The organism is Psychrobacter sp. Sarcosine-3u-12, assembly GCF_002836005.1.
Taxonomy (GTDB): Bacteria; Pseudomonadota; Gammaproteobacteria; order Pseudomonadales; family Moraxellaceae; genus Psychrobacter; species Psychrobacter okhotskensis.
The window spans coordinates 39,760-55,037 of record NZ_PJBY01000102.1 but is presented as its reverse complement, the minus strand read 5'-3'; the positions used below and the strand labels follow the sequence as shown (position 1 = coordinate 55,037).

Annotated in this window: 12 protein-coding genes; 7 read left to right on the top strand and 5 right to left on the bottom strand. The window is 43.7% G+C overall.

The genetic code is table 11. The features are described from left to right. Positions 1–335 precede the first annotated feature (335 nt). Both grpE and dnaK read left to right on the top strand, forming a co-directional pair. Entirely contained in the window at positions 336–941 is a 606-nt protein-coding gene (gene grpE, locus CXF65_RS09510; protein ID WP_101211866.1) for a nucleotide exchange factor GrpE, read from the top strand. A gap of 275 nt (positions 942–1,216) precedes the next feature. Beyond that, positions 1,217–3,160, top strand: a complete 1,944-nt coding sequence (gene dnaK, locus CXF65_RS09505) for a molecular chaperone DnaK (RefSeq protein WP_025651966.1) — start codon at positions 1,217–1,219, stop codon at positions 3,158–3,160. 145 nt (positions 3,161–3,305) lie between these two features. On the opposite strand, the gene CXF65_RS09500 is transcribed toward dnaK, so the two are convergent. Together CXF65_RS09500 and CXF65_RS09495 are read right to left on the bottom strand one after the other, a co-directional pair. After that, positions 3,306–4,115, bottom strand: coding sequence for a methyltransferase domain-containing protein (locus tag CXF65_RS09500; protein WP_101211865.1), 810 nt, complete (start codon positions 4,113–4,115; stop codon positions 3,306–3,308). 71 nt (positions 4,116–4,186) lie between these two features. Further along, positions 4,187–5,437, bottom strand: coding sequence for an 8-amino-7-oxononanoate synthase (locus CXF65_RS09495; RefSeq protein WP_101211864.1), 1,251 nt, complete (start codon positions 5,435–5,437; stop codon positions 4,187–4,189). Between the two features lie 292 nt (positions 5,438–5,729). Between CXF65_RS09495 and CXF65_RS09490 the strand changes: the two genes are divergently transcribed. From CXF65_RS09490 to CXF65_RS09470, 5 genes are all read left to right on the top strand, one after another. Beyond that, positions 5,730–6,275 carry a porin family protein gene (locus CXF65_RS09490; protein ID WP_101211863.1) on the top strand — a complete coding sequence of 182 codons (546 nt, stop codon included), beginning with the start codon at positions 5,730–5,732 and terminating at the stop codon, positions 6,273–6,275. A 161-nt stretch (positions 6,276–6,436) separates the two neighbouring features. Continuing rightward, positions 6,437–6,991, top strand: coding sequence for a porin family protein (locus tag CXF65_RS09485; RefSeq protein WP_101211862.1), 555 nt, complete (start codon positions 6,437–6,439; stop codon positions 6,989–6,991). Between the two features lie 207 nt (positions 6,992–7,198). Then, complete coding sequence (locus CXF65_RS09480; protein ID WP_025651961.1) at positions 7,199–7,747, top strand: porin family protein; 549 nt, start codon at positions 7,199–7,201, stop codon at positions 7,745–7,747. A gap of 226 nt (positions 7,748–7,973) precedes the next feature. After that, positions 7,974–8,465 carry an NfeD family protein gene (locus tag CXF65_RS09475; RefSeq protein WP_051395162.1) on the top strand — a complete coding sequence of 164 codons (492 nt, stop codon included), beginning with the start codon at positions 7,974–7,976 and terminating at the stop codon, positions 8,463–8,465. Between the two features lie 38 nt (positions 8,466–8,503). After that, on the top strand, positions 8,504–9,364 hold the full coding sequence (locus CXF65_RS09470; RefSeq protein WP_025651960.1) for an SPFH domain-containing protein: 861 nt from the start codon (positions 8,504–8,506) through the stop codon (positions 9,362–9,364). A 126-nt stretch (positions 9,365–9,490) separates the two neighbouring features. On the opposite strand, the gene hemN is transcribed toward CXF65_RS09470, so the two are convergent. From hemN to CXF65_RS09455, 3 genes are all read right to left on the bottom strand, one after another. Further along, a complete protein-coding gene (gene hemN, locus CXF65_RS09465) occupies positions 9,491–11,032 on the bottom strand; it encodes an oxygen-independent coproporphyrinogen III oxidase (RefSeq protein WP_101211861.1) in 1,542 nt (513 codons plus the stop codon). A 155-nt stretch (positions 11,033–11,187) separates the two neighbouring features. Beyond that, positions 11,188–12,132 carry an arylamine N-acetyltransferase family protein gene (locus CXF65_RS09460; protein WP_101211860.1) on the bottom strand — a complete coding sequence of 315 codons (945 nt, stop codon included), beginning with the start codon at positions 12,130–12,132 and terminating at the stop codon, positions 11,188–11,190. Positions 12,133–12,441: 309 nt separating this feature from the next. Next, entirely contained in the window at positions 12,442–14,955 is a 2,514-nt protein-coding gene (locus CXF65_RS09455) for a penicillin acylase family protein (protein ID WP_101211859.1), read from the bottom strand. Between the last annotated feature and the right edge of the window lie 323 nt (positions 14,956–15,278).

Sequence of the window (15,278 nt, the reverse complement as noted above, 5' to 3'; positions counted from 1 at the left end):
ATCTTAAAAGCTGGTCACCATAAAGTTAAGCGTGGCTCGGTGACAAAAACATCATCATTTGTACCCGTCATTTATCTTAACGTTGAGTGCTTTTTATAGTGTTAGTGACGATAATCCCTACGCCTTGCAATGATTTATCCTGCTAAAACAAAAAATTCCTTAGGTTAGGCTTGAAATTTATGCTCATCACCTTTATCAAGCAGCTATTGAAGCGCATTTACAAAAAGAATGAACAAAAACAGTTAGGCCATTAATAACAGCACAATGACCAGTGTTTGGTCAGTTTATCGTGCCTTAAAACCAACCTTTATTATTAATAATCCTAAGGAGCTACCATGAGCGAGCATAATAACAATCACGAATCCCCTGAGCACAATGTGTCGCATGACAATATTGAGCACGCTGAGAGTATTTTAGAAGAAACCATGAAAGAATTTGATCCAAAAAACAACTCAGACGCTGATGCCAATGAGACGATCGAAAATGACATCGATATCGACACCTTTAAAGCGCGTATCGCTGAGTTAGAAGGCGAGGTTAAGCAGGCCAAAGAAGGTACCGCCCGTGCCAATGCTGAAGCCTATAATGCGCAAAAACGTATGGAACAAGAAGCGGATAAAAGTAAAAAATTCGCCCTACAAAAATTTGCCAAAGAGTTGTTAGAAATCGTTGATAACTTAGAGCGTGCTATCGAAAGTGCGAATGCAAATGATCCAGTCGCCGAAGGGGTGCAACTGACTCACAAAGCATTGGTCGCTGTCTTGAATAAAAACGGCGTAGAAGTGGTTGAACCACAAGGTGAAAAGTTCAACGCTGATTTTCATGAAGCGGTAGGCATCGACCCAGACGCTGAAGCGGATACCGTCGGTACAGTACTGCAAAAAGGTTATAGCTTGAATGGCCGCCTCTTGCGTCCTGCGATGGTTCGTGTCGGTCAATAGGACTTAACACTTGATTTTAAATGGTTAAACCTTACTTAAATTAAGGGTTTTGACAAAAAATCACACAAAAGACTGTGTTTGCGTGGTTATTGACTTGAAAAAATGTACGGTCAAACCGATATAAAGCAACAAGTGACCGACTATGGTCTGATATGCAAAGGTTTGATATGTAAAGTTCCGTATGGTTCATACAGCATGGCTGAATAAGTGCAGGCAACCCATACGGTTAGCAATACAAACATTTATATTTAAAAACAAATTAGGAGCAATTGATTATGGGTAAAGTAATTGGTATTGATTTAGGTACAACCAACTCATGTGTGGCAGTGATGGAAGGTGACAAGGTTAAAGTCATCGAAAATGCTGAAGGTACTCGTACTACACCATCGATCGTCGCCTATAAGGATGACGAAATTCTCGTTGGTCAGTCAGCCAAGCGTCAAGCCGTCACCAACCCAAACAATACTTTGTTTGCGATTAAGCGTCTGATTGGTCGTCGTTTTGATGACAAAGTCGTGCAAAAAGACATCGGCATGGTGCCTTACAAAATCGCCAAAGCAGACAACGGTGATGCATGGGTAGAAGTCAACGGCAAAAAACTAGCGCCACCACAGGTTTCTGCTGAAATCTTGAAAAAAATGAAAAAAACAGCTGAAGACTATCTTGGTGAAAGCGTGACTGAAGCAGTAGTAACGGTACCGGCTTACTTCAATGATTCACAGCGTCAAGCAACCAAAGATGCGGGTAAAATTGCCGGTCTTGATGTAAAACGTATCATCAACGAGCCAACCGCAGCGGCCCTTGCTTATGGCATGGACAAAAAGCAAGGCGACAGTACGGTTGCTGTATATGATTTAGGTGGTGGTACTTTTGACGTATCAATCATCGAAATCGCTGATGTCGATGGCGAGCAGCAGTTTGAAGTACTAGCAACCAACGGTGATACATTCCTTGGTGGTGAAGACTTTGACTCAGCATTGATTGATTACTTAGTAGACGAGTTCAAAAAAGACCAAGACGTTAACCTAAAAGGTGACTCTCTTGCGATGCAGCGTCTAAAAGAAGCCGCAGAAAAAGCAAAAATCGAGCTATCAAGTGCGCAAAGTACTGAAGTAAACTTGCCGTATATCACTGCTGATAGCAGTGGTCCTAAGCATTTGGTCGTGACTATCAGCCGCTCAAAACTTGAGAGCTTGACGGAAGCGCTAGTACAACGTACCATGGGTCCTTGTAAGATTGCCCTTGAAGATGCTGGTCTAAAAATCGGCGATGTCGATGACGTCATCTTAGTTGGTGGTCAGACTCGTATGCCATTAGTACAACAAAAAGTACAAGAGTTCTTCGGTCAAGAGCCACGTAAAGATGTGAACCCTGACGAAGCAGTCGCTGCTGGTGCGGCCATTCAAGGTGCGGTATTGTCTGGTGACAAAACTGATGTCCTATTGCTTGACGTAACGCCATTGACCCTTGGTATCGAAACAATGGGTGGTGTGATGACGCCAGTGATCGAGAAAAACACCATGATTCCTACTAAGAAATCACAGGTATTCTCAACCGCTGAAGACAACCAGCCAGCAGTAACCATTCAGGTGTATCAAGGTGAGCGTAAAATCGCCAACCAAAACAAACAGCTTGGTCGTTTTGACTTGACGGACATTCCACCTGCGCCACGTGGTCTACCGCAAATCGAAGTCACCTTTGACATCAACGCTGACGGTATCATGAACATCTCAGCAACGGACAAAGGTACTGGTAAAGCACAAAGTATCCAGATCAAAGCGGATTCTGGCTTGTCGGATGAAGAAGTTGAACAAATGGTTCGTGATGCAGAAGCCAACGCGGCTGAAGATGAGAAGTTCGCTAACCTAGCGCAAGTACGTAACGAAGCAGATGGTCGTATCCATGCGGTACAAAAAGCACTAAAAGAAGCTGCAGATAAAGTCACTGATGAAGAAAAGTCAACAGTAGAGACGGCTATCACTGAGCTTGAAGCAGCGGCAAAAGAAGACGACCATGATGACATCAAAGCCAAGCTTGAAGCGTTAGACAATGCTTTCTTGCCAGTCAGTCAGAAGATTTATGCTGATGCAGGCGCTGGCGCCGAAGGTATGGATCCAAGCCAGTTCCAACAAGGTGCTGACGGTGCAGCAGATAGCAGCCAAGCCGACGATGACGTAGTCGATGCTGAGTTCACTGAAGTAGACGAAGATAAAAAATAATACGGCTACTAACTAGTTAGATTAAAAAACGCATCCTTCGGGGTGCGTTTTTTTATGGCTATAATTTCTGTTTGTAGGGTCTGTTGAACATTCAAATATCCGCAATACCGTCGCGTTTTTAGGATATTTTGACTATATAGCTTATTTAGGGTTTAAAAGCACTCACGGTCAGTACTTCATAAGTCAAATTAACACAAGGATGGCCATCTTCGGTTTTTGCAGAAAAATGCTGCCAATACTCTGACTCAAACTGTTGCAGACCCGCCTTTGTCCACATAAAGGGCTGGGTACTGTTTGATTGTACTTGTGTCTGGCTGGTCGACACACCCGTAAGTTTCATATGCTTCAACACAGCATAAGGGCTGATAAATGGTAAGTCGAAACGCTCAATTGAAAGCTCGATATGCTCAAAGCCAGCATTCGTTAATACTGACTGCCATTCAGTGATATCTGGGTAATCAAGGCCTTGACCCGTTAGCGCTTTAATTTGCAAAAAATTATTGGGCGTAAAGGTGCTGAAGAGTAGTTGACCTGAAGTCTGTAGACGGTGTGCTGATTGCGTGACAAAATTCAACGGATTATCAAACCACTGCACTGCATTGGCACTGACTATCAAACTGTGTATTCCTTCCAACTCCATGGTTTCAGCATCGCCAATCGCTATGTCAGCCGTTGGTAAAATTGATTGCAAGATAGTAGTTTGTTCAGTGCACAGCTCATTGATCAGCCAACGCTGGCTGTATATATGGGCTGCTAGTAGTCGTGTCATTTGACCGGTACCCGCACCGACTTCTAATACACTGCTTTGTTTGGTATGAGCAATGTTTTCTAGTAAATACTGACAGACTGTCTGCTGAATACTGGCATGCTGGTCATAGTCGCTGGCACTGGCAAAATGGCGAGCGATGATTTGTTTCCTAGCACTGAGGTCGTTAGGTATGTCGAGTGTTTTCATATGGCTTATTACATCCAAGTAAGTCCATTATCGGTCGATAGTAGGACTGACATCTCGGTTAGATGACAGACTTATAATTGTTCTATCAACTGCTCGCAGTCTTCGTTGGTTAGTTTGGCATTCATGACCAAGCGAATACGAGCGGTGTTCGCAGGAACGGTAGGTGGTCTGATGGGCAGCGCGTAAAACCCTGCTGCTTGTAATTGTTGCGCTTTGGCAATAGCACGTCCATTATCGCCCAGTATATAGGGGATAATGGGTGAGTCGTAGCGGATATGTTGAGTGATTGGCGAGGTGTGATGTCGTTGTGCAATGGCTTGACTGAGCTTTACAGAGATCCGAGCCAAGTGGGCACGTTGGTCAATGAGGTTTGGCATTTTTGCTAAAATAAAGCGCGTCCAGGCGTGATTGATGGGCGGTAGGGCGGTGCTAAAAATCAGCGGACGCATGGTGTTAATGAGCCATTGCTTGACGATGTCATCGCACATGATATAAGCGCCAACTGACGCAAACGCTTTACCAAAGGTACCGACCAAATAATCAATATCCGCCAACGTCTGTGTTTCTTCTGCGAGCCCCAATCCGGTATCTCCTAAGACACCAATGGCATGTGCCTCATCGACATACAACTCAATGCGGCTGTCTGCGGCTTTTAGTTGTACCAATTGCTGTAAGTCAGCGCAGTCACCATCCATACTAAAGACACTCTCAGTGACCACAATAATACGCTCAACACTTGGATCTGCTTGGTCGATAAATTTAGCCAGATGCTCATAGTCATTGTGACGATAGCGACGATAGGTGACCAGCTTGCTTTGGCTCAGACGCATGCCATCGATAATACTGGCATGGACCAGTTTGTCAGCCAAAATAAGTGTTTTGAATGGCAACGTCGTTAAAGCTGGCAAAATGCCAATGTTGGCATGATAACCACTGTTAAATACCAATACCGACTTTGAGTATGATTCTGGTTCTGAGGCAGATATATCCTGTCTGCATGCAGCGGCTTGATACCATTCCTGCAGCTCGCATTCTAGTGCTTGTAGCTGGGTATCGTTGCCTGTGAGCAGCCGCGAGGAAGTCGCACTCATCTTAGGTCGCTTCACCACTGGTAACTGTTGTATCTGCTCAAGGAACTCAGTTTGCAGCTCAGTATCACCACCCAAGCCTAAGTAGTCGTTACTGGCAATGTTCAGCAGTGTCTTGCCTTGGCTGACGACATAGCGCCCTTGATGTTCTAGGCTTGGCAAACAACGATATTGCTGCTGGGACTTCAAATGGATCAATGATTCGTGCAGCTGCGCCACTATAGAACTTGCCATATTGAAATATTCCTTCTTTTATTTTTGGCTTTTTGGCATGAATAGAGTGCTTGATGAGTAGGAAGTATTGCACAAATTGGCTACTTGTAACAAAAAGTTTCATATCTTGGTGTTTGTAACTCATAGGCTGATAAACGCTTGCAAATCTTAACCCGGATGCCATCAAACACAGACAGACTGTATGAAATACTTTGTTACTATATACCCATCGTTAGCAAACAAGGCGATATGGCTAAAAACGCCCATTATAAATAAATAACTTGTTTGTCCACATAAGTTGAAGGAGCTAATAATGAAAACTCTACAAAAAACTCTATTTGCACTAGCAGCTGGTTCTTTATTAACGGTCAGTGCACAAGCAGCCGTTTCTTATGGCAACGGTTATACCGGTCAACCATATGTAGGTGTTAAAGTCGGTCAGTTTGACTTAGACGTTGACAATGCTGATGACCCAACTGCTTATGGTGTATACGGTGGTTATAACTTCGATCCTAACTTTGGTATTGAAGCAGAATATGTCGGCTCAGATGATGCTGATTACCGCAATGGCGATCTTGATGCCAAGACTTACGGCGCATACGGTACTTACCGTTATCAGTTTCCAAACACAGGCCTCTATGCCAAAGGTAAACTCGGTGTCGCCAAAACTGAAGTAGAAGGTGACTATACTGCTGGTCCAGTGAGAGTGTCAAACTCTACAAGTGACACAGGTATCGCTGGCGGTGTCGGTCTAGGCTACTCAGTAAACCCTGACTTCGGTATCGAAGCTGAATACGCGATGATGGATAGCGATGTTGATGCCAAGTTGCTAACCGTTGGTGCACACCTAAAGTTCTAATTCACAAAGTTCTAATTCACAAAGTTTAAAGTTATAAAGTTTTAAGCTATCGGGCAGATGGCTGATTCATTATAAAAATAAGAGATAGCTATTCTTATGGTCGTCTCTTACCATCACAATCCATATAAAAGCAATTAATAAAAAAATCTTAGGAGAATACAATGAAAATTCTACAAAAAACATTACTCGCACTAGCCGCTGGTTCTTTAGTAAGTATGGGTGCGCAAGCCGCCGTTTCTTATGGTAACGGTTATACTGGTCAGCCATATATTGGTGTTAAAGTCGGTCAGTTTGACTTAGACGTAGACGGCGCTGATGATCCAACTGCGTACGGTGTATATGGTGGTTACAACTTCGACCCTAACTTCGGTATTGAAGCAGAATATGTTGGCTCAGATGACGCTGACTACCGAGGTGGTGATATTGATGCCAAAACCTATGGTGCTTATGGTACATACCGCTATGCTTTCCCGAACACAGGTCTATACGCTAAAGGTAAACTAGGGGTTGCTAAAACTGAGATAGAGGGTGACTTTACCCGCAATGTCGGTAACACTGAAATCAGAACCGAAAGCTATTCTGATGATGATACCAGTCTTGCTGGTGGCGTAGGTCTTGGCTATTCAGTCAACCCTAACTTTAGCGTTGAAGCTGAATATGATATTGTCGGTAGCGATGCTGACCTTATGACAGTTGGTGCACATCTAAAATTCTAAATGCTTGCTAGTCAATTATAGAATAAAAAACGATCGCTTTGGCGGTCGTTTTTTTTGTACGAAAAAAATACGGTTGAAGTCACTAAAAAAGAATGCATTAAAAATAATCTTCTGCTAGAATCGCGAATTCAACAATAGTTCAGCTCACTTATGTGCTCTGTTATGTCCACTCAGGCTACATTTTAGTTTTATTTAATAGGAAGACAGATGAATACTTTACAAAAAGCTTTGATCGCATTATCAGTTGGTTCTTTAATGAGTATTAGTGCGCAAGCAGCCATCAACTATGCTGGTCAGCCATACGCTGGCGTAAAAGTTGGTCAGTTCTTGGTAGATGCTGATGATCTAGACGATCCTACTGCTTATGGAGTTTATGCTGGTTATAACTTTGATTCTAACTTTGGTGCTGAAATTGAGTATGTAGGCTCTAATGACGCTGATGTAGATACAGGTGTGAGTGGTATTAAAGGTGAATATGACCTTAAAACTTATGGTGCTTATGGTACTTACCGTTATCAATTCCCTAATACTGATATATACGCCAAAGGTAAACTAGGGTTTGCTAAAGCTGAGATTGATGTCTCTCTAAGCGACGCTTTTGGAAACTCTGATAGCGATAGTGATAGTGATAGTGGTGTCGCTGGTGGTATTGGTTTGGGTTATAACTTCAACCCTAACATGAGCATTGAAGCTGAATATGATTATGTTGCTGAAGATGTTACGCTATTAACTATTGGTGCAAATTATAAATTCTAGTATAAATCTATAATTTTAACTTTGATATTTATAGAGTTGAATCAGTTAAACAAAAAAACGATCACATATGTGGTCGTTTTTTTTGTATCAGGCTTTCATGAATACTTATTGAGCTTTTGTTTCTACTCAGGGAAGCGGTAGCAGTATATTAATGATTTTTAAGGCATTATCACGCTAGAAATGTGCTACATTGAAAGCTAGAATGACAAAGACAGGGAATATATCAATGATGGAGACTCTCTGGATGATTGAACCGTGGCATTGGCTGGTATTGGGTTTTGTGCTGCTGATTGTTGAGATGTTCGTTCCGACATTTGCCAGCCTTTGGTTTGGCGCTGCTGCCATCATTGTCGCAGCACTGTCGTGGCTATTACCCATTTCGTTAACTATCCAGATTGTGATTTGGCTGATACTTTCTGCGGTGTTTTTATTGGCATGGTTTAAATTTATTAAACCTCTGTCAGTGGATCGCACCAAAGCGGGATTGGGTGGCAGCGTTATTATCGGTGAGACCGGTATGATTATCGTGCCACCGCAGCCTGAGAGAGCGGGCATGGTACGGTTTAGTGTGCCTATCGTTGGGGCCGCTGAATGGATGTGCCGCACGCAAGGAGAACAAGTGGCCGTCGGTGATCGGGTAATCGTGACCGATATCGTTGGTAATGAATTGGTTGTCAGTAGTATGAAGTCGCAGGCAGCGATACCTAAGAGTATGTAAATATAATAATTAAGCAAATATAATGATAGAGGTGGAATATGGAAAGTTTCAGTATTGTCATGATCGTTTTGATCGCGCTGGTGATGTTTACCGTATTTAAAGGCGTGCGGATCGTACCGCAGGGTTATAAGTGGGTCGTGCAGCGCCTCGGTAAATATAGTCAAACGCTAGAACCTGGGCTAAACCTCATTATTCCTTACGTTGATGATGTCGCTTATAAAGTGACCACCAAAGACATCGTGCTCGACATTCCCTCACAAGAAGTGATTACCCGTGATAACGTGGTTATTATCGCGAACGCTGTCGCTTATATTAATATCGTGCGCCCTGATAAAGCGGTATATGGTATCGAAGATTATGAATATGGTATTCGTAATTTGGTGCAGACGTCTTTGCGTTCCATCATCGGTGAGATGGATTTGGATAGTGCATTATCTAGCCGTGATGAAATCAAAACCAAGCTAAAGCATGCCATCTCAGAAGATATTGCAGATTGGGGTATCACCCTAAAAACCGTAGAGATTCAAGATATTAACCCATCGCAAACCATGCAAGCGTCAATGGAAGAGCAAGCGGCGGCAGAGCGCCTACGTCGTGCGACAGTGACCCGTGCTGATGGTCAAAAGCAAGCCGCTATCCTAGAGGCAGACGGTCGCCTAGAAGCCTCACGCCGTGATGCTGAAGCGCAGGTAGTGTTGGCAAAAGGGTCAGAGGAGTCGATTCGTTTGATTACTGCAGCAATGGGCACAGAAGAGATGCCAATTGTCTATTTACTCGGTGAGCAATATATCAAGTCGATTCGTCAGTTAGCTGAATCTGACAATGCAAAAATGGTGGTATTACCGGCTGACATCCTCAGTACAGTCAAAGGGATGGTAGGCGATAAGCTTAAGGTTTAGTGCTTAAATTATGAATCATATCATTCAAACTTAAGCTTGGTAGTTAACAGCCTTTATGCTAAACCAAAAAAAGACCTCGCTTGAGGTCTTTTTTATTGCTCATAATCAACTCAAAAACCAGTCTAGTTAGATAACTTTAGAAAAGCGATTTTGCTGCTTATTTGTCAGATACTCATCAAACACCATCGCGACGTTGCGACCAAGCAGGCGACCTTTTGGTAAGACTCGAATTCCAGCAGCATCCATATCGACGAGCTTATCGTCTTGCATCTCACCCAATTGCTGAATCTCATCAATGAAGTAAGTAATCGCATCGATACCGAATTTCTGATTCACGTCTTTAAAGTCGATATAGTCATGACAGAGTAGCTTCATAATCACATATTCACGCAAGCGATCTTTAATCGATGTCTTGATAACTTTTACTGCTGGCATGACAGCAAGATTGCTTTTTGCCGCATCGATATTGGCTTGATATGCTTGTAAGTCTGTCTCATTTTGCAAAATGTAACGGGTATTGGCGTTGGCAATTTGACTGATGGATGAGACGCCAAAGCCTATCAAGTCGCAGTCACCCATGATGGTGTAGCCTTGAAAGTTACGATGTAGGTTGCCCTCGCGCTGCGCTATGGCTAACTCGTCATCAGGCTTAGCAAAGTGATCAATACCGATATATTGATAGCCCGCCTCGGTCAGCGTATTGATGGTATTGCCGAGCATCGCAAGCTTAGCCGCCGGCTCTGGCAGGTCTGCTTCTTTGATTTGACGCTGGGCCTTAAAGCGTTCTGGCAGATGCGCGTAGTTAAAGACTGACAGACGATCTGGTGACATCTCGATGATGCGGCGTACGGTTTTATCCAAGGTCGCAGGCGTTTGATGCGGTAGGCCATAAATCAGATCCACATTGATAGAATGAAAACCAAGCTCGCGCGCTTCAGTGAGCACATTTTCGATCATTTCTGCCGAATGCATGCGATTGACGGCGATTTGTACCGTTTCGTCCAAGTCTTGCACCCCTAAGCTGATGCGATTAAAACCAAGATTGCGTAGCGTTTTTAAGGTGTCATCACCCAGCTCGCGCGGGTCAATTTCAATAGAATAGTCGCCTTCATCTTCAGGTAAGAATTCAAATTGGGTCTGCAAAAACGCCCACAGTTGACTCATCTCTTCATCACGTAAAAATGTCGGCGTACCACCACCTAAGTGCAGCTGCTTAACGAGTGGTTTACTGCTGCCCTCTGGCGTGGTCAATAAGCGCCGTTTGTGCTTAATTTCCGCGATGAGATATTGCAGATAATCGCCGGAGTCGCTGTTTTTTTTAGTGATAATTTTATTGCAAGCACAGTAATAGCAAAGATGGCGACAGAATGGAATATGAAAATAGAGCGATAATGGCGCGCGCGCTTCACGATTCTGCAGAATTTTTATTTCTAAGTCATTAGGGATTGGGGAGAACTCTAAAGCAGTCGGATAAGAGGTGTAACGAGGCCCTGAACGATTGTATTTATTAATAATCGCTTCATCAAATGCAGGTAGCTGCTTGGTCATAATACTGCCGCGCGTACTGGCATAAGGGTTGTCTGGCTGCATAACAGGGCGTGTGGTCGTCGGCTGCTCTCCGGCACGATTATAAGGTTGCTCAGTGTTTGGTTCGGTATATTCTGTCATGCGGCATTCCTCGTGTTGACCATATATATTGCTGTTTATTTATCACAAAGTGCACAGCCATATTTATGTCTAAATAGATAGACGCTAGTATAGCAAATCCTTGTGAACAGTAGGGTGTTTGACCCTTGTTAATCTTCTTAAGATTTCGTTGTTGTCTATTCATTGTTTTCTAAAAAGACCGTTAGTTTCTGCCGCTCACTGGCTGTTAACTCGTCAGCGATATCTATCAAAAATACCTGTTTTAGCTGCATTAATACTTCGTCTACGCTTGTCAAAATGCTACTTTTACTGGGTTTGCCCACTTGATGTCGCTGATATTTATGGTTCAATAGAGTATGCCTTACGCCGTCATTATCAAGCCTTGAAGCCATAAGTCTGCGTTTAAAAGGGGAGTTAGGGTAAGTGGAGATATACCAACTGCCGACCACCATATCTATTTTAATTTGTGGTAATAAGTCAAAGACGTAGAGCATCTGCCATTCTGACTTAACCTCACAACATAAGAGGTAGCGTTCATAGTTTACTTGGGCATGTGGCAATATGGGATTTTCGATTTGATTTTCAAAACTGTTGTCTTTGATGATTTTATAACGACCATGCGGTGTGGTTTGTATCTGCGAAGCATTTTGACTGTCGTTATTTTTTTGATTAGTGTCTTCTTGGTTATAAGTGAACAGCAACGGCGCGCTGGGCACTAGGCCACCATAACCCACATCAACCAAATAGTTTTGGCCATCGATGCTCACCATAATGGCCATGTGCGTGCGAGCATTGTGCCTCTCAAGCTGATTGTTGATGGTCACTACCCCAGTAATGATTCTCGCCTCATAACCCAAGTGGCGCAGCAGCGCCAAAAATAAGCCATTAAGCTCATAACAGTATCCGCCAGCACGGCGCTCAATGAGCTTGTCATAGATTGAGCGGTCTTCTAAATCAACGGGTCGGTCTACAAGGGTGGTTAAACTTTGAAACGGAAACTGGGTTAAATGCGTAAGCTGTAGGCGTTTTAGGTGTTCTAAGTCGGGTATGATTGGCTGATCAATCTCTGATGCTGTAAACCCAAGTTGTTGCAGATAATGGCTGTAATTAATATTGGTCATAAATAATCCTAGCGTAGTTTCTTTTAAGGAATATCTTCATTTAGATGGCTACAGTGAATGAAAAGTAATATCGATACATCAGGCACTGCTGACATCCATTTTTCTTGCTTGCTGTGCCTGTGTAGACAGAGGCTACAAAAAATTGATATCAGCAATACCGTCGCGTTTTTAGGATGTTTTGACTATATATTTAGATGATTATAGATTGAACTGAAAACATACCCCCGAATAATATTAGCAAAAAACCCCAGAATTTATCTGAGGTCTTGTGTATACGTTTACCGATAGTTACTGCAAATGATCCTCAGATTATTCTCTTAATTCAATCTTATCACCAACTGCTTGCGCGGATATCTCGCCAGCACTAAAGGGGACACGAATCCAATCTTTGGCAGAGTAGCGACGCGTCTGATCACGGTGATAAGGCCGCGTGCTATCTGCTGATTGTGAGTACGCTAATAACGCTTCTACGATCGGTCCTTTGTCATCAAAGGTCACTGTCTGCATATAGGTGGGGCCATTAATAATGGGGCCGTAAGTACCGTCACTGTTTGTTGTGGTTGTCGTCTTAACGCCATTTCTAATGATTTCTCTACCTCGAGACTGTGCGACATTGAAAGCCCCTTCACGACCAAGTCCGCCATGCATAGAGATTTTTTCGTTACTCTTACCGGCATCAATCACGTACTGCAAATCAGCCAAACTTGCATCGAGGGCTATGTTTTTGCTAGTAAAGTAAGCAATCGAATCACCTAGGGCGGTACGCGTATTTTCGTTAATGATGAGATCACGTGGCGTATTGACGGGGTCGTTGACGTCGAATTTGACCTCAAATGCGGTGTCAGTGGTTTCGGTGAAGTTGACATTGTTCCAAAACTCTCTAAAGACGTGTGCACCTTTGCTATCAAGGTTGTCACGGCGGTCCCAGTTGCTTAAAACCGTACAGGCTTGCGTGGCATCGATACTGCCGCCACTGGATAGCGGTAACATAGCGTTGTCATTACAATCTGCCAATACATCATCGAGTACCAGCTCCGCCACGTAGCTACGGTTGCCATAGACGACTTCTTGCATATTTTCTAGATTAAAAGTATTGCCGCCAAGCTCGTCTTTATTGCTTAGTCGATCCAATATTTGAGTAAGTCCCATGCGAGTACGCATCAGTAGGGGAACGCCATCTACGGGATTAGGCCCTAAGAAAGGTACTAAACGCCGACGTAATAATGGCGAGAATCCGGTCAATGGCTCCTCAGGATTGCTCAACCAGTAGCTGTCATTTGAGTTTTCGACATAGTCATCACGAATCAAAAATGGCAAGTTTGAACGACCAAAAATACCCGCTTGTGGCGAGTCCGCATCAGTGCCCCATTCGCAGGCAGCATCGCTACCGTTTAGTGCTGGCAAGTCTGCTGCGACCAAAGCCCCAAGGAAAGGCCCTGCATTGGCACTACAGGCTTCTAGCTGCTCTTTAGTCACATGCGGCACGGTTGAGATATCAGCATAGAGCGCCTTGCCGTAACGGTCAGTCGCGATGGTATTGACGAACCCAAGACCAAGGGTGTCCTGCATTCTATCGACCAGATCTTCTACACTAGTGGCTTGGTTCATACTGCGCCATTGATTTAACGCACGTGGATTTTCTGAAGCGGCATCGCGAATCGTATAAGCCAGATTGTTAGCGCCCCACGTTGGCAAAAGATCACTAAGGGTATTGGCCGCTAGCATAGGTCCATATTGTGATAAGTATATGGGTCGGACTAGGGTCTGATCATCAGGGAGCTGGATGGTCACATCAACGGCTTCAATATCACGCTGCTCAAGGGCACCATCACTGTTTTTATAGATATACTTCATCGGATCACCAGCCACCAGATTGAGCTGGTAAAGGGTGAAGCGTTTGGCGGTAGAGACGGTATGGCTCCACGCGACGTCCTTATTAAAACCAATATTAGGGAAGGGTTGACCTTGCTGACCGACCCCCATCACGTCAAGCTTGCCTGGCATTGTTAAATGAAACTCATAAAACCGCTGAACGCCTTCCCATGGCTCATGAGGATTGCCATACATTACGCCACTGTCAGTGCCGGTGACCTCGCTACCAAAGGCATAAGCATTACTACCACCATCCATCACATTAATCGTCGTCATATCGAATTTTGGCGCGGATTCTACGACTGGATCTATGTTGGCGCTACGCATTCTAGAGCTGCCCATTACGCTATTTTCTACCGGCGGTGTCGCGGCCACAATCGCGCCGACGAAGTTAGAAAGCCCACCGCGTAGATTGGCTTTGCCATAAAGTGTGAGCAGATCATTGATATCGATTTCGCGTACCCACTCGGCACCAGCACAATCGGGATCAATATTGTCAACGCCTGTATCACGCAGATAGCGACTATAACCTGCCGCATAGCCTGTTACAGCATCGATAACCTCTGGATCTTGCGCCGCTAAAAAACTGCTGCGCCTCTCTGGAGAGTTATACCAGGTATAAAATACATCGCTGGCCATATTGCCTTCATCGCCCAAATACAGCATGCTCTGACCACTGGCCACTACGATTTCATGTGCGAGCGAGCAGATATTATCTTCAGCGAAAGCATAGCCGACACCATAACCCAGCCCCTTATAATCCTTGGCAGTAATATGGGGGATACCAAACTGGGTACGCTGAATATCGGCCTCATATGTCGCGGCAGGGGTATCGATATCGTCATCGTTAAAGCTATTGTCATTATCCGAGCAGCCGAATAACGCTAAGGACACGGCCATTGTGAGTAGCGTGAGCGTGGGCGCTCGCTGATTTCTAATCAACATATTCATTGTTTTCACCATCCATGGTTAGTTTTTACGATTTAAGGCGCTGATAATCCATTTATCTAGCCTGCTTTAAACGCTCAATAAATTGCTATTGTTGCTTTTAGTGTACAAATACTCACTAATCATATACCCAAAAGAAAACACTTTGCTAGTCAGTTAACAAAATTATTTGTCAGACAAAAATAAAAGTTAATAATTATTTTATTCTTTTAAATCATAGTGTTAATAATTAAAAAACCAATAGGTGAAATTTATTAAAAAATAAAAGCGTGAAATAGCTAATCAATATCTCGATATTATCTGCGCTGTTTTCCTTGTTTGACTGT